Annotated in this window: 16 protein-coding genes and 1 pseudogene; 3 read left to right on the forward strand and 14 right to left on the reverse strand. The window is 70.0% G+C overall.

Annotation, left to right across the window (positions count from 1 at the left end; all coding sequences use genetic code 11):
• Positions 1-34 precede the first annotated feature (34 nt).
• Positions 35-562 (reverse strand): hypothetical protein, encoded by a 528-nt coding sequence (locus OG953_RS01150; protein ID WP_405681966.1) that lies wholly within the window; start codon positions 560-562, stop codon positions 35-37.
• A 64-nt stretch (positions 563-626) separates the two neighbouring features.
• Here OG953_RS01150 and OG953_RS01155 point away from each other — a divergent pair, with 64 nt between their 5' ends.
• Positions 627-1,007, forward strand: coding sequence for a hypothetical protein (locus tag OG953_RS01155; protein WP_405681967.1), 381 nt, complete (start codon positions 627-629; stop codon positions 1,005-1,007).
• Between the two features lie 50 nt (positions 1,008-1,057).
• Here OG953_RS01155 and OG953_RS01160 read toward each other — a convergent pair whose 3' ends face one another.
• The 6 genes and pseudogenes from OG953_RS01160 to OG953_RS01185 form a co-directional block, all read right to left on the reverse strand.
• Entirely contained in the window at positions 1,058-1,507 is a 450-nt protein-coding gene (locus OG953_RS01160) for a hypothetical protein (protein WP_405681968.1), read from the reverse strand.
• Positions 1,508-1,721: 214 nt separating this feature from the next.
• Positions 1,722-1,934, reverse strand: a complete 213-nt coding sequence (locus OG953_RS01165) for a hypothetical protein (RefSeq protein ID WP_405681969.1) — start codon at positions 1,932-1,934, stop codon at positions 1,722-1,724.
• Between the two features lie 147 nt (positions 1,935-2,081).
• Positions 2,082-2,732 (reverse strand): hypothetical protein, encoded by a 651-nt coding sequence (locus OG953_RS01170; RefSeq protein WP_405681970.1) that lies wholly within the window; start codon positions 2,730-2,732, stop codon positions 2,082-2,084.
• A 9-nt stretch (positions 2,733-2,741) separates the two neighbouring features.
• Positions 2,742-2,888, reverse strand: a complete 147-nt coding sequence (locus OG953_RS01175; RefSeq protein ID WP_405681971.1) for a hypothetical protein — start codon at positions 2,886-2,888, stop codon at positions 2,742-2,744.
• Between the two features lie 719 nt (positions 2,889-3,607).
• Positions 3,608-4,135, reverse strand: a complete 528-nt coding sequence (locus OG953_RS01180) for a GNAT family N-acetyltransferase (RefSeq protein WP_405681972.1) — start codon at positions 4,133-4,135, stop codon at positions 3,608-3,610.
• A 94-nt stretch (positions 4,136-4,229) separates the two neighbouring features.
• Positions 4,230-4,547: pseudogene (locus tag OG953_RS01185) on the reverse strand (ATP-binding protein); the annotation flags it as partial.
• Between OG953_RS01185 and OG953_RS01190 the strand changes: the two are divergent.
• A complete protein-coding gene (locus OG953_RS01190) occupies positions 4,432-4,809 on the forward strand; it encodes a hypothetical protein (protein WP_405691552.1) in 378 nt (125 codons plus the stop codon). The pseudogene OG953_RS01185 and the gene OG953_RS01190 overlap by 116 nt on opposite strands.
• 16 nt (positions 4,810-4,825) lie before the next feature.
• Here the strand turns inward: OG953_RS01190 and OG953_RS01195 are convergent, their stop codons facing one another.
• The 7 genes from OG953_RS01195 to OG953_RS01225 all read right to left on the reverse strand — a co-directional run bounded on the left by OG953_RS01195 (position 4,826) and on the right by OG953_RS01225 (position 12,444).
• Positions 4,826-5,854: a LacI family DNA-binding transcriptional regulator gene (locus tag OG953_RS01195; RefSeq protein ID WP_405681974.1), complete on the reverse strand. Its 1,029-nt coding sequence runs from the start codon at positions 5,852-5,854 to the stop codon at positions 4,826-4,828.
• Positions 5,855-5,919: 65 nt separating this feature from the next.
• Complete coding sequence (locus tag OG953_RS01200; RefSeq protein WP_405681976.1) at positions 5,920-7,836, reverse strand: glycoside hydrolase family 36 protein; 1,917 nt, start codon at positions 7,834-7,836, stop codon at positions 5,920-5,922.
• A gap of 5 nt (positions 7,837-7,841) precedes the next feature.
• Complete coding sequence (locus OG953_RS01205) at positions 7,842-8,657, reverse strand: carbohydrate ABC transporter permease (RefSeq protein WP_405681978.1); 816 nt, start codon at positions 8,655-8,657, stop codon at positions 7,842-7,844.
• Complete coding sequence (locus tag OG953_RS01210) at positions 8,654-9,613, reverse strand: carbohydrate ABC transporter permease (protein WP_405681979.1); 960 nt, start codon at positions 9,611-9,613, stop codon at positions 8,654-8,656. Before OG953_RS01210 ends, OG953_RS01205 begins: the two co-directional genes overlap by 4 nt.
• A gap of 5 nt (positions 9,614-9,618) precedes the next feature.
• Positions 9,619-10,953 carry an ABC transporter substrate-binding protein gene (locus tag OG953_RS01215; protein ID WP_405681980.1) on the reverse strand — a complete coding sequence of 445 codons (1,335 nt, stop codon included), beginning with the start codon at positions 10,951-10,953 and terminating at the stop codon, positions 9,619-9,621.
• Positions 10,938-12,140, reverse strand: coding sequence for an aminotransferase class V-fold PLP-dependent enzyme (locus OG953_RS01220; protein ID WP_405681981.1), 1,203 nt, complete (start codon positions 12,138-12,140; stop codon positions 10,938-10,940). Before OG953_RS01220 ends, OG953_RS01215 begins: the two co-directional genes overlap by 16 nt.
• 148 nt (positions 12,141-12,288) lie before the next feature.
• Complete coding sequence (locus tag OG953_RS01225) at positions 12,289-12,444, reverse strand: NucA/NucB deoxyribonuclease domain-containing protein (RefSeq protein WP_405691554.1); 156 nt, start codon at positions 12,442-12,444, stop codon at positions 12,289-12,291.
• Positions 12,445-13,541: 1,097 nt separating this feature from the next.
• Here OG953_RS01225 and OG953_RS01230 point away from each other — a divergent pair.
• Positions 13,542-14,444 carry a hypothetical protein gene (locus OG953_RS01230; RefSeq protein WP_405681982.1) on the forward strand — a complete coding sequence of 301 codons (903 nt, stop codon included), beginning with the start codon at positions 13,542-13,544 and terminating at the stop codon, positions 14,442-14,444.
• Positions 14,445-14,534: the final 90 nt, after the last annotated feature.

Here is a 14,534-nt window from a genome sequence, read left to right on the forward strand (position 1 = left end):
TACTTCGGAAAGCTCAAGGCGGTCCGGCTCTGCCTCAAAGCTGGGGGTTGTCCTGTGGCGGTATTGCGCTGAAGAAGGCTCGTAGGGGCTCGTCGATTGCGTGTTCGCGTCCGGTGCCGTCGGCCGCGGCGTCCAGGCGCGGAGCGAGGTCTTCAAGGTCATAGGGGGTGAGGACGAGCCAGCGCAGGACGACCTGCCGCACGAGAAGCCTGAGATTGCGAAGATCGGCCAGCCTCTCGCTCTCCTCCTGGTCTTTGAGCACGTCTCCGTGTACGTACTTGGAGCGGGCACTGTACGCCTTCTGCACCATGTCCTCGACGCGGTCGCGCAGGGCCGGGGTAGAGAACAAAGCGGACGCGCGGGACCGGATCCTTTCGCTTATGCCTTCGGCGTGGTCGTCGTTGGGACTGGCCATCAGTGCCTCCAGCGCAATGACGTAGTCCAGGTGCAACTCGTCAGCCTCTTGCTCCCACACGCTGTAGTCGCTGTGAGTGCGCTGGTGGGCCTGCAGCAGATGCCGCGCAGCGCGCTCCAAGCGGACCGACGGCTGGGTCCCGAACAAGCCGTTCCTCAAGCACCCGTGGACGGCTCTGCACCCGGAGATCACCGAAGGGGCCTCCGAGTCGGTGTCCTGTGACGAGTTCCCGTTCTCCTCCACCTACCAGTCCCCGGGAGTTCCGGCGGCGAACGACGGACAGAACCCAGCCGGTGCAAACGGCGGCGGCGAGTGTATCCAGACCGTTGCGGCCAAGACCGACGACAGCAGCGAACACCTTCTGGACGACACTCGATACGACGCACCGACGTTCAACGAGAACTGCGGCCGGTCGTCCATGTCGCTGAAGGTCAACTCCGGTTCGATGAGCCTGGACAACTTCTACGAAGCGTTCCTGAAGAAGTTCCGGATCATCGACAAGGACAGGTACACCCTCGACCCGGGCGATGCCTGGTTCAAGGGGTGCGACACCACCAAGGCTGACCTCGTCTGCGCGATGGCCAAGCCCTAAGCACTACGCTGGTCGGCACCGGGCCAGGGCCCGGTGCCGACCAACTGCATTCAGTGAAGCGGCGCCCAGTCTTCGGCGGCATCCGTCAGCCACGAGCTCTGCGGGTCATCCCAGATCAGGCAGCGATAGACGATGCCTGGCACGCCGGACGAGCCCATCAAATCAGCGGGCCCCGCCGTCAGGGTGCGGTGAACGGCCTCCAGATAGGCGGCGATCGACGGATACCGCGGATCGTCGATCCCCTCAGGGAGCTCCCAGGAGCCAACACCGTCAGGGCCTGCGTAGTGGCCGGACTCAGGCCCGGCTTCGTCCCGTGTGAGCCAGGGAACAACCGGTGCGCCCCACCCGCTGCTGCCGCCGAGAAGCACCGCGGACATGGCCTGCTCCGGAGTGAACATGATTCCGCCGGGCAGGAGGGCCCCCGAGCCGACCTCCCCCTCCTCGTCGCCTTCGATCTCCTGGTGCTCCACCCCACCGCAAAGCCGCCACAGCGCCTTCAACTCGGCAGGCAGCCCGTACCCGAGGTGTTGCCTTAGCTGATCATCCGCCGCGGCAATGTCCTCCTCCGGCGCCGGCGGTAGCAGGGAGGCATATGACGTAGGAGCATGCTCCGCCAACCAATGGGTGAGAGCCTCCCATGCCTCAGCAAGGACTTCGTCCTCATGTCTTCGTATCGGCATTCGCCCACCGTAGCAACGGCTGAAACCCTGAGGCTCAGCACTCCCGACTGACCTCTCTGGGAGAGGAGTTGCACTCCACCAGGCCCGCGAAGCGCTGGCCGACGCCGACCGGCTGATGGAACAGCTCAGCGGCGAGCAGCGGGCCGACACCTGGTTCGGGCACTGCGAGCAGAAGCACCACGTCCACCTCTCCCACGCGCTCACCGCCCTGGGCGACACCGGGCGGGCCCGCGAAGGTCAGGACCACGCGCTCGAACTGTCCGCCCCGACCAGCAGCATGACCCGCACCCTGCTGACGATCGACGGCGCAGCCTGCGCCCACCACGACGGCGACACCGAGCAGGCGTGCCGCCGCGCCGCCGCCGCTCTGGCCGTCCTCCCGGGCGGGGCGTGGTCAGTGGACGGGGCGCCAGTGCTCCAGCGCATCGTCCAGGAGCGGGCTGCCGGGGTCATCCCAGATCAGGCAGCCCCACACCAGGCCGGGCACATCTGGGCCCATGGCATCGGCCGGCCCTTCGGTGAGCGTGCGGTGCACAGCTTCGAGATAGGCGGCGATCGACGGATAGTCGGGCTTGTCGCAGGCCAGGTTGTCCGGATGCGACCAGTAGCCGACACCGTTCGCGCCCACGTAGTGCCCGGACTCGGGGCCTGTTTCGTCGCCGGTCAGCCACGGAACCACCGCGGCCCCCCACCAGTCCCTGCGGCTGATGTCGGGCAGCCGCGGCCTGAGCGCATCCGCCGGGCCGAGCAGGATCCCGCCAGGCAAGAACGCCCCCGATGCGACCTCGCCCTCTTCCTCATTGGCCTCGATGTACTGGTGCTCCACACCACCGCACAGCTGCCACAGCGCGGCCAGCTCCGACGGCAGGGCGAACCCGAGGTGCTGCCTCAGCGCCGCGTCCGCGTTCGCCATCTCTGTCTCCGGCGCGGGGGGCAGCAGTGAGGCGTACGAGGTGGGGGCATGCTGCTCCAGCCACGCCACGATGCGGCCCCACGCCGCCTCGACCTGGGCCGCCTGGCCTTCTACATTCAGTTGATCGCTCATCCCGCCAACCTAACCGGCGGGCAGAAAGGGGATCTCTGTGAGGAGCATCATGCTCGCCATCAGCGCCGCCACCATCAGCTTGTAGACGGGGACGCCTTTGGGGTCCTCGGCCTCGCCGCAGCCGGTGTAGTTGGCGGCGTCGACGAGGGCCTGCATGTGCGGCGGCAGCGGCTCGTTGGCGTCCCATGAGCGCGCGGACTTCCGGGACAGTGGTACCGAAGTCCTCGGCTCGCGACCAGGTGGGGGCGGGCAGGTCCACGGCCATGGCCTGGGCGCGCATGACGCCGATGATGTCCGGCATGAGGAAGTAGCCGATGCGGTAGTAGTCCGGTTCGCCGTCGCACGGCTGGGCGATGTACAGGTCGAATGCCCTGAGCAGGGCTCCAAGAGGTCGGGGGCCCGGCGCACTGCGGCACCGCGCCGTGCCGGCCGGGTGGGGTCAGGGGTGCGTGGCGTCGTGCGCGTACTGCATGGCAGAGCCGGGCTCGGCGTGCTCGCCGGTGGCAGCGTCGATCTCGACGTGGCTGGCGCCGCAGTAGACGCCGAACACGGGCGGTCGGCCTCGGGTTGGACTGGGCGGCGTAGGCAATGAGCACGCAGCGGCCGGCCACCGTCATGAGATGGTGGCCGGCCGCTGCGTGTGCCCTCGGGCGGTTCAGGCGAGATTGCTGTTGATGGCAGTGAAGAGCTGCTCGAAGCGGCTCAGGGTCGTCAGAGGGGACTGTAAAACGATCGTTTTACAGTCCCACTACAAGTCCTGGGGCTGCATCGTCGCTGGCATGGCCGCGAACGCGGGGACGGCCAGCCGCCCGTCAGGGCGGCTGGCCGTCGAGGTAGGTAGCTGTCACGTCGCAGCGAGTCTGGAACCGGGCGGCTCAGCTGAGGTTGTCACTCGACGTGGAGTTGCGGATCATACGCACGTTGGGCAGCCTTCCTCGCCAAATCTCTCGTTCACCTGTGGCCTTGAATCCGTAGCGCTCGTAGAAGTGGACCGCGCGTTCGTTGTACTCGGTGACCCATAGGCGCATGGGTGCGCTTCCTGCCCAGGCCAGGAATTCGCTCATCATTCGCCCCCCGACACCTTCTCCCTGGGCCTCGTTCAGCAGATACATTGGCCCGAGGGTGACCACGTCGTCCCGGCGGCCGCAGAGGAAACCGACGATCTCCGTATCGGAGCGGACGACACGGCAGAACAGCAGGTCCGGTCGTTGCTTCGCTGCCACAATGAACTCCCGCCACTGAGCGATCCCTTCCGCGGTAGCGGAGGAGCCCCGGTGCTCACGTATCCATCTCTCGTCTATCCCTGCCTCCTCGTTGGGATACGTCTGCAGCCAGGCCCTCAACTGCACAGACCCCAGAGACTCGGCGTCCTCGGCGTGGGGGGCTTCGATCACGTGGGTCATAACGGCCATCCTCGACGATGCCCCGCGAGCACCTCGCACGGCTCTTGTTTTCCTCGATCTGGTCGTTACCGGCAGAGGTCAGCTCGCTTTCCCCGGCGGGCTCCTCGGCTCGGGCTCGGGTGCTGGCGAGTCGGTAGGAGTCGGTGCCGGTCTCGATGATGGTGCCGTTGAAGGTGAGTCGGTCGACGATTGCCGCGCAGAGCCGCGGATCCGTGAACGTCTTGGTCCACAGGCAGAGCGGCTGGCTCTTCTTGATCCATTCGCAGCTCGCGAGGGTGTGGATGGTCGCCGCGTCGATGTTCGGGGTGACATCGAAGTCGAACGCCCGCAGGGACTTCTCCCGCGGGAAGCCGACCGCCTTGATCCGCCGCTCCGAGCGGCGGCGGGCCCGGTCGCCGCAGCTCCAGAAAAGGCTTCAGCCCGTAGTCGAGCTCAACCGGGCCGTCGCCGTGGCAATGGCGAACGGACCGCAGGAGGCGCTGTCCATCATGGACGGGCCGGCCGTCTCCGGGCGCCTGTCAGGGGCGCACCTGCTCCCGACGGTGCGCGGCAAGCTGCTCGTCCGGCTCGGCCGAACCGCCGAGGCATGGGCCGAGCCGGGGCTCGCCGCCCGGCTGTGCCGCAACCTCCGCGAGTGGTCGGTCCTGCTGCGCAAGGCCGCCGAGCTGGTGTGACGGCCGACGGCCGCCGCTATCGCCCCGGCGTGCTGCCGCGCACGACCGGCTCCGCAGGAAGCAGCAGCCCGCTCGCCGGGGCGGCGGCGGGGTCCTCGACGGCGGTGATCAGCCGGTCGACGAGGACGTGGGCGATGGCGGCCAGGGGCAGGCGCGCGCTGGTGAGGGCGGGCTGGAGCAGCGTGCAGAGCGGGATGTCGTTGAAGCCGGTGACGGCGACGTCGTCGCCGACGGCGAGGCCTGCGGCGCGGACGGCCTGGTAGGCGGTCAGGGCGAGCCAGTCGCTTGCGCAGACCAGGGCGGTCGGGCGGTCGGGGCCGGTGAGCAGGCGCTGGACGGCGTGGGAAAGCGCGGCCGGGTCGTCGTCGGGGACGCCGACCTCGAAGGCGCTGTCGGGGGCGGCGGCCGCGGCTTGCAGGAAGCCGGCCCTGCGGTCGGCGAGCCAGGGCAGGGACGCGGCGGAGTTGAGGTAGCAGATCCGGCGGTGGCCCTGGTCGAGCAGGAGTCCGACCAGGGCGGCGGTGGCGGCGGTGGAGTCGATGTCCACCCAGTTCTGCGGGCGGCCGGGGGCGGTGCGGCCGAAGGCGGCGAACGGGAAGCCGGCCTCGGTGAGCACGTCGACGCGGGGGTCGTCGTGGACGACGTCGGAGAGGACGAACCCATCGACCTGGCGGGCCGCGATCAGGCCGTTGAAGGACCTGGCGACTGCTCCGGCGCCCTGCTGGGGGTCGGAGCGGAACACCAGGATGCGGTGGCCGACGGCGTCGGCGGCGGTCACCAGCGCCTGGAGGAAGCCGCCCATCAGGGGGTTGGGGTCGGCGGGGTTGTCGGCGGGGGCGGGATAGCCGATGACCTTGCGGGTGCCGGTGCGCAGGCTGCGGGCGGACTGATCGGGCTGGTAACCGAGTTCGTCGATGGCGGCGGTGACCCGGGCAAGGGTGGTGGCGCGCAGCCGGTGGGGTGCGTTGAGGGCGTTCGAGACGGTCTGGCGGGAGACTCCGGCCGCGTGTGCGACGTCCTCGATGGTCACCTGTCGAGCGGTCATCGTTCCTCTGTGGGCAGTGGTCGGCGGGCTGGGGGCTGCGGGTGGCCGCCCCCAGCCCCCGATTGTCAGTGCTCGCGGGTCAGGGTGAGCAGACCACCGGTCGGCACGGTCACCGAGTTCACCCCGGCGACGAAATCGAGCACGGTCTCGGACAGGATCTCACCACGGCAGTTCTGGACGCGGGCGAGGGCCTGTTCCGGTCGGGTGGCGGTCAGGAGCACCACGGGATCGCCGTCCGCGTTGGCGACGAGCAGGGTCTGCGGGCCGTCCGCGGCGTGCCGGTCCGAGAGGGCGACGGGCAGCGGCGCGTAGCGTGCGACCACGGTGGTGTGGTGGTCGCGGGCGCGGACCAGGGGGTAGCCGAGGTCCGGTCGCACGGGTTCCAGGACGCCAAGTTGGAGGACATCGGCGTACCGGCGGAAGACGCCGAGCCAGAAGCGCAGGGTGGCGAGCTGGTCGGGGCTTTGGGCGGCGAGGTCGACGGAGATCTGCGGCACCGAGAACAGGGCGTTGACGAGGTGAACGGCGACGGACTCGGGCGTCTCGGCGGAGTTCCACATGATCATGTCGGCGTGGACGGCGAGCGGGCCCGCGGTGAGCCGGCAGTCGACGGTGCGCTGACGGTTCTCGGCGGGGCTGAGCGGGCAGTCGGTGGCGCGGACCATGGTGGCGTACGGCCACAGCCCTGGGCTGACGTACGGCTGGCGGTGCTCGACGATCACGTCAGGCCGGGTGCGGCGCAGGCGGGCGTCGAGGTCGGCAAGCAGTTGGAGCACGCCCTCGTGGACGGCGGCGCGATCGGCGCCGGCCGGGGCAGGCGGTGGGTCCGTGATGGCGAAGCGGTCGATGAAGTCGAGCTTCAGACCGTCCATGTCCCACTGCTCGACGGCGCGGGAGACCTTCTCGACCAGGTAGGCGCGGACCTCGGGGTGGCGGGGGTCGAGCACGGCCGCGTCCAGGTGGGGCTCCTCGCGCAGGATCATGCCCTTGAAGCGGTCCCAGGCGTCGTTGTGCCGGCCGATGAACGGCAGTGCGTACCACAGGAGGTAGGCGAGGCCGAGCCGGTGGACCTCGGCGACGTGGGCCGCGGGGTCGGGGAAGGTCGCCGGGTTGGGCTCCCAGTCGCCGCAGTGGCCGTAGCCGCGGGCGCGGTCGGTGGTCTGCCAGCCGTCGTCGACGATGATGCTCTCGCAGCCGACGGCCGCGGCGAGGGCGGCCTGGCGTTCGACGGCGGCGGTGTCGACGTTCTGGTGGAGGCTGTACCAGGTGGAGTAGGCGGGCATCCGGGCGGCGGGGGCGATGCCGGGGTGGTGCAGGCCCTCGGCCCACCAGGCGGTGACGGCCTGCAGGGTGGCGGCAAAGTGGCGGCCGCTGAGGTCGATCCGCAGCCGCAGCGGCGGCCCGTCCGGGGTGAGGTCCTGTTCGACGGTGAAGGCGAACTCGCCGCTTTCCTCCACCACGCCGGCGCCGACGCGCACGGGTGCGCAGGTCTCGTCGGCGGCGGCGGTGCACAGGGCGCGGTCGTCGGTGCCGACCAGGCTGGCGACGGGGGCGCCCAGGGCGAGCGAGACGGTCCGGGGGGCGATCCAGGACGGCGGCAGCCAGCGGGAGGCGTTGGTGTCCGGGGTCCAGTAGGCGGTGGCCCCGAGGCAGGGGACCCGCCATTCGGCGCGGACGGTGGCCGCGGCCGCCGCCGCGACCTCGATCAGGGCCACGCCGTCGCCGACCGGGGTGACGGCGGTCTCCAGCCGGTCGCAGCCGAGCCCGGTGAGGTGGACGGTGAGCGGGGCGCCGGTGGAGTGGATCAGGCCGGTGGCGAGCTGCCGGTGGCCGACGGTGTCGGGGGTGGCCCCGGCCGGCGTGTTCGGGCGCCAGGCCGGGACGGGCTGCTGCGGGGTGGCGTCCTGCGGGGCGATGTCCGGCTCGGTGAGCGCCTGCGGGCTCTCGGTGCGCTCGCCGACGGGGCGTGGTTCGGTGGTCACGGTGGTCACTCCTTGGTGGCCCCGGCCAGCAGGCCGGAGATGAACTGGCGCTGCAGGACGAGGAAGAGGGCCATCACGGGGACGGCAGCGATGGCGGCGGCGAGCAGGACCTGCGCGTAGTTGGTGGTCGACAGCCCCTGCAGGGTGGCGGTGGCCACGGGCAGCGTGTACATCTCGGGGCTGCGCAGCGCGATCAGCGGCCAGACGAACTGGTTCCAGCTGCCGAGGAAGACGAACAGCGCGAGCGCCGCGATGACCGGCCGGTTGACCGGGATGACGATCCGCCACAGCACCCGCAGTTCGCCGGCGCCGTCGACGCGGGCCGCGTCGAGGAGTTCGTCGGGCATGGAGCGCAGTGCCTGCCGCATCAGGAAGATGCCGAACGGGGTTACCAGGCCGGGCAGGATGACGGACTGGTAGGAGTCGATCAAGCCCAGTTCCATCATCATCTGGAAGATCGGAATCAGCATCACCGTGTCGGGGATGACCAGGGTACTGAGCAGCAGGACGAAGAACAGGTTGCGCCCGCGGAAGTCGAACTTGGCGAAGGCGTAGCCGGCCAGGACCGAGATGGCGACCGCGCCGAGCGTCTGGACGCCCGCCACCAGCACGGTGTTGAGCAGGACGCGGGTGAGCCCGATGGACTCCTGGAGCCCGCGGAGGTTGTCCATGAGGTGGCCGCCGGGCAGTAGCTTCGGCGGCCAGGAGAACACGTCCTTGTCGTCCTGGGTGGCGGCGATGGCGAGCCAGTAGAACGGGCCGACGCAGAGCCCGAAGGCGCCCGCGAGCAGCAGGGTGAGCAGTGGACCGCGGGGCTTCACCGGCGCTCTCCCATCAGGCGGACCTGCAGGATGCCGAGCACGGACACGATCAGCGCGAGCGCGTAGGCGAGGGCCGATGCGTAACCGAAGTCGAAGTACTTGAAGCCGTTGTTGTAGAGGTACATGGTGACGGTCAAAGTGGCGTTGTCGGGGCCGCCGCCGGTGAGGACGTACGGCTCGTCGAAGAGCTGCAGGGTGCCGATGGTGGAGAGCACCACGGTGAGGAGCAGGATCGGCCGCAGCTGGGGAAGGGTGATGGAGACGAAGCGCCGGATCGGACCGGCGCCGTCGACCATCGCGGCCTCGTACAGCTCCTTGGGAATGCCCTGCAGACCTGCGAGGTACAGCACCGCGTTGTAGCCGGTGTAGTGCCAGGTGAGGACGAGGACGACACCCACGCGGGCCCAGGAGGGGCTGCCGAGCCAGTTCACCCGGTCGACGCCGAACCCGGAGAGGACCCAGTTCAGCAGTCCGGCGTCATGGTTGAGGATCACGGAGAACATCACGCCCGCGGCGACCAGACCGGTCAGCGAGGGGACGAAGACGCCGAGCCGCCAGAGCGGGCGCAGCCACACCTTGGTGGAGTTGAGGCCGAGGGCGACGAGCAGGGCGAGGCCGAGCATCAGCGGCACCTGGACGACCAGGATCAGCGCGGTGTTCTTCAGCGCGGTCCAGAACAGCAAATCGTCCAGCAGACGCCGGTAGTTGGCGAGCCCGGCGAAGTGCCGGTCGTCCCCGTTGCCGGTGGTGAGGCTGATCCAGAGCGAGTCGGCGATGGGATACGCCTTGAAGATCGCGAAGCCCAGCACCGCGGGCATGATCAGCAGGTACGGGACGGAGGTGCGGGTCAGCAGTCGGCGCGGGCCCGGGCGGGCGCGGCCGGAATGCTTGGGGGCGCCACGGCCGGCCGGGGTGGCGGCGGTGGCGGGAGCGCGTTCGGACGGGGCGAGGGACATGGTTCTCAGGCCGCCTGCTGCCGACCGGTCTGCTGGGCGAGCTGCTTGGCTGCGTCCTTGAGGGCGCTCGCCGGGTCGGCGCCCTTGAGCAGCACCTGGCTCTGGGCGTCGCTCGCGAGCTTGAGGGCGCGAGTGTAGTCGCTGGTGAAGTTGGTGGCTTCGGTTTTGGAGCCGAGCGAGTCGACGAAGGACTTCAGCACCTTCTGGCCGCCGTAGAAGGGGTGGGGCGCGCTGAACTTCGGGTCGGCGTACGCCGTCTTGAGGGCGGGGAAGACGCCGCCGGAGGCGAACATCCGGTTGATCTCGGCGGGCTTGGTGAGCGCGTACTCGATGAATCGCCAGGCGGCCTTGCGGCGCTTGCTGGACGCGGCGACCGCCAGATAGGTGGAGTTGACGATGGCGCTGCGCCCGCCCCCGGGCACGGCGGCGGGGGGCTGCATGACGCGCCACTTCCCCTTCTGGTCGGGGAACTTGATGGCCAGGTACTCGGCGGCCCAGGCGGCGTCCGCGACGGTGGCGAGCTTGCCCTGGCTGAGCAGGCGCTTCCCGGTGCCCTGGCCCGCGGTGTCGGCGAGCAGGCCGCCGTCGTTGAGCCGCTTGACGACGGTGAGGGCCTGGACGGCGGCCGGGGATGCGAGCGTGACCTTGCCCTCGCGGTCGAAGTAGAAGGCGCCCTGGAGCTGCATCAGGTTCTGGAAGAAGTCCATGTCCTGGGTGGCACCGGTCTTGTCGAGCCCGAGCAGGTGGGCGCCGCTGGCGGCGCGGATCTTCGGTCCTGCGGCGATCAGGTCGTCCCAGTTGCTGATGCCGGCGGGGTCGACCTTGGCCTTCTCGAAGTAGTCCCGCCGGTAGAAGAGACCGAGCGGGTTGACCTCCCACGGGAGGGCGTGGGCGGCCTTGTCCTCGCCCATGACGGTCGGCCACAGGCCCTCGACAAAGGCGTCCTTGTGCTGGTCGGCGCCGAGCTTGGACAGGTCGGCGAGGCCGTCGGGGAACTTGTCCAGGTAGCCGGGCAGGTAGTCGACACCGACGTGCAGGACGTCGGCGAGGCCCTTGCCACCCGCTGCGAGGCCGACGGTGATCTTGTCCCAGATGGCTGGCTCGCCGACGTCCTGGACCTCGACGGTAATACCGGGGTTGTCCCGCTCGAAGGAGGGGACGACGGCGCGCAGTGCCTCGGCGGCGGTGGTCCAGCTCCAGACGGTGATGTGACCGCTGTCGCCGTCGCCGCCTCCGGCGTTGCCGCCCGATCCGTTGTCGCCGCAGGCAGCCAGGGAGAGCCCGGCGGCGGAGGCGGTGGCGAGCTGGAGCAGCTTGCGGCGGCTCAGGTGGTGGGACATATCGGCTCCTGGGAGTGGTGGGTCGTGGGGTGGGTGAGGGTGTGGAGCGCATCGGCGAGCAGGTCGGCCGCGGCGCCCGGGGTGGAGGCGTGGGGGGACAGTCGAATCCACTCGTCGCGGCGGGTGGTGATCAGCCCGGCTGCTTCGAGGGTGCGGTGGACGGTGGCGGGGTCGTGGCCGGGCAGGCGGAAGGTGCCGATGCCGGCGCGCTCGTGGGGGCCGAGTCCGTCCAGCAGGACGTCGGCGCCGGCCCGTCGTGCGCGGTCGAGCAGGTCGGCGAGGGTGGCGCGGATACGGGCGCCGACGGCGACCGGGCCGCCCTGGTCGGACAGGTCGTCGATGGCTGCGCCGATGGCCGCGGCGGCCGGGAAGTCCGGGTTGGTGGCGAGGTGGGCGGCGGCCCCGGGCAGCGGCGGCGCCGGATGCCGCAGCGCGAAGGGCTCCGCGACGCCGGCCCAGCCGCCGAGCCCGGGAGCCAGGCGCTCGGCGCACCGGTCGCGGATCAGTAGCAGTGCGGCTCCCCAGCCGGCCCGTAGCCACTTCTGGCCGCCGCTGACGAGGATGTCGGCGGCGTCCGCTTCGAGTGCGACGGCGCCCAGGCCCTGGATGGCGTCGACGATCAGCAGCCGGCCGGGCCCGAGGACCTCCTTGAGGGCGGCGAGCGGTGCCAGGTGGCCGGTGAGCGAGTCGACGGCGCTTACGGTGAGGGCGGTGACGTCGGGAGTGAGGTGGCGGCGCAGGAGGTCGGGGGTGATGTGCCGCTGCCCGGCCGGGTCGACGAGTCGGACGGCGGGGCCGCCGCGGCCGGCGAAGCGGAGCCAGGGGTAGAGGTTGGCGGGGAACTCGCCGCGGGGCACCAGGACGGTACCGGGGCCGGGGAGTGCGGCGGCCACGGTGAACAGGCCGTTGCTGGTGGACGGGGCGAGGGCGATCTCGTGCCGACGGGCGTCGAGTAGCCGGGCCGCCGAGGTCCGGGCGGCGTCGCTGAGGGCGAACAGCCGGTCGAGGTCGGCGGGGTCGACGCGGGCGGCGAGCGCGGTCGCGGCGGAGAGCGCGGCGGCGGCCGGGCGGGAGAGCGGGCCGACCCTGGCGTAGTCGAGATAGCCCACCATCGGACCGCGGGCGGGAGCCGGACCGGGGGCCGCTGGGGTGGCGGCATCGGGTAGCTGCTGAATTTGATCGTTCAAAAATTTGCCCTAACAGAGCTTGCTGTATGCACTTCCAGGATTTTGAAGGTTCAGATTAGGGAGATCAGGTCGACCCGGCAAGAGGTTCAGCGCAACTGCTTTCCGGCGAGCCGGCTGGTCGGCCCCGCGCGGGCGGGCGGCGGGCGGTTCACCAGCACGGGCTCCGCTTCAACGAGAGCCGAGCGCCGCCGACACCCGCCGCTCCGCCTTCCTTGGTCGACGCGAAGGGGTACTCGTCGCAGCTCTTGCCCGTCGGGCGGGGCAGACTGCTCGGGCAGGCCTTGCCGCGGTTCTTGTCAATCAGCTTCTGTCAGTGGTGCGGTGCAGAGGCTTGCCCACGCCGGGCAGCCCCGGATGCCCCTTCAGCTTGCGCTGCGCGTCCCAGACATGCTGCCCCTGTGCGGTCGGCTCGGGGCGCGGTGACGACGTTGCCGTCGTTCCGATTCCCCGAGCCGACCGCACAAGGACAAACCGCAGGCTGCTCACCGAGCACGCCTTGTGCCGGTCATAGGTGAGGTAGCCGGCCCTGCATGTCAGCCCAGCCGCCGCTGACATCGTGTGGACGTGGCGGCCGTTGTCCCGGTCGCCTGGATACAGGTGACGGTGTGCTCGCCGCGCGCGGCGGCGGACTGAACGGCCTTGCGGCAATCGGCACTCAACGCTCGGGCGGTGGGCTCCGCATGGTTGATGAGTTCGACTACTGCGTCGATCCCGGCGGGGCTCCACCTCGGTCGCCGACCATCTCGTACTTGTGGCGGCCCTGGTCCAAGCAAGAGCGGACAGCGCCCAGGGTGGGCTCGGGTGTTCTCGGGAGGAAGAGGGGGTTAGCTACAGCTTCCACCGCCTTGATGGCGTGGGAGTAAGCGGCACTTGGGCGCGGCAGCAAAATTGGGTCATCTGCCCAGTCGACCGGTATTCAGTGCGTGAACACACTCAACAGCATGCTATCAACACCTCCGCCTGTCGCCACTCATCCCCCGCGCCCACAAGGCTTCTGACGCACAGTCGAATCTGACGGTTCGCCTCGACCGGCCCGGCCGTCCTGGCTCCCCGACGCAGCCAGGTTCCGGGGCGAACCCCGCAGGCTGACCAACTGATGCCGGGGCCGCAGCAGCAGGGCAAGCGATCCGCCGCCCCAGCACTGCGGCACCGATCGCGCTGGAGAGCACCGCCAGCCGGCACCAATTCACATTCATCGCAGCCACTTGACGCGATGCCGAATCCCCGCAACCGCGCGGTATCCGCGCGCATCCGCGCGCATTCTCCCCTCAGAAAAGGGTTATTGCCGCATGAGACAGTCACTACCGGCTGGGGCATCCAGGTTCCCGGTCCATCTGACCATCCCCATATTCCGGCACTTGCCGAACCGCTCCACTGACGGCGCTACTGGCCACGGCATGTGTGGCCGGGACGCTCGGCGTCCCCGCCGTCGCCGCCGAAACGTCGGCCACCCGGGCGAGTCAGCCGCAGCAGAACGGCCCGGTCGTCGCCACACACACGCTCACCCTCGTCACGGGCGAGGTGGTGACGCTGGACCGCTACGTCGCCGGCGTGCAGGCGGCGACGGTCGCGCCCGCGCCCGACGGTACCCCGGCGGCGTTCTCCTCCATGAAGGTGGGCGACGAAGTCTACGTCATCCCGGACAAGGCGCAGCCGTACCTTGCCGCGAACGAGCTCGACCGTGAGCTGTTCAACGTGACCAAGCTGGTCGAGTACGGCTACGACGACGCGCGCCGCTCCGCCGTGCCGCTGATGGCGACGTTCGCGGGCGCGCCGGGCAAGGCGGGCAAGGCGCTCAGGCAGGCTGCGCCGGCCGGTTCGGTGAAGGGCGACGAGCTGCCCAGTGCCAACGCGGTGGTGCTGCGGGCGAGTAAGAAGAAGGCGGCGACGTTCTGGGAGGCGGTCGACGACGACAGTGCCGCCGCGGCGAAGGCGCCGAAGCTTGCCGATGGCATCAAGAAGATCTGGCTCGACCGGCCGGTGAAGGTGACGTTGGATCAGAGTATGCCGCAGATCGGCGCGCCGGAGGCGTGGGCGGACGGCTATGACGGCACCGGTGCCAAGGTGGCCGTCCTTGACCCTGCGCAACCCGGCATCGGGCTACGTGTCGCTGCGCGTCAAAGCATGGGACGCCAACGGCAGCAAGATCGAACAGACCCCGATCAGGGCCTACGCCGTACGCTGACCCTCACGGCACACCCTGAGTTGCTGACCGCGCCCCTGGCACGAGGCATGTCCTTGCGCCAGGGGCGCACCCCTCCATTCGAACTGGGCACGCTAGCCTCGCCGTTTCGGCTGGGTTGAGACGGCGTCGTTGATCACCAACTGTTGAGTGGTCGAGGCAATTTTGTCGCCTGGGCATGGTGGAGTCCCGGCGCGGTAGTCGGGCCCTCC

The sequence above is a fragment of the Streptomyces sp. NBC_00057 genome (assembly GCF_045041165.1).
GTDB lineage: Bacteria > Actinomycetota > Actinomycetes > Streptomycetales > Streptomycetaceae > Streptomyces.

Coding starts and splice junctions, on each gene's coding strand:
- OG953_RS01170 (WP_405681970.1), bottom strand. CDS start 2,732: ATGAGCGATCAACTGAATGTAGAAGGCCAGGCGGCCCAGGTCGAGGCG.
- OG953_RS01175 (WP_405681971.1), bottom strand. CDS start 2,888: ATGCAGGCCCTCGTCGACGCCGCCAACTACACCGGCTGCGGCGAGGCC.
- OG953_RS01180 (WP_405681972.1), bottom strand. CDS start 4,135: ATGACCCACGTGATCGAAGCCCCCCACGCCGAGGACGCCGAGTCTCTG.
- OG953_RS01190 (WP_405691552.1), top strand. CDS start 4,432: ATGTTCGGGGTGACATCGAAGTCGAACGCCCGCAGGGACTTCTCCCGC.
- OG953_RS01195 (WP_405681974.1), bottom strand. CDS start 5,854: ATGACCGCTCGACAGGTGACCATCGAGGACGTCGCACACGCGGCCGGA.
- OG953_RS01210 (WP_405681979.1), bottom strand. CDS start 9,613: ATGTCCCTCGCCCCGTCCGAACGCGCTCCCGCCACCGCCGCCACCCCG.
- OG953_RS01215 (WP_405681980.1), bottom strand. CDS start 10,953: ATGTCCCACCACCTGAGCCGCCGCAAGCTGCTCCAGCTCGCCACCGCC.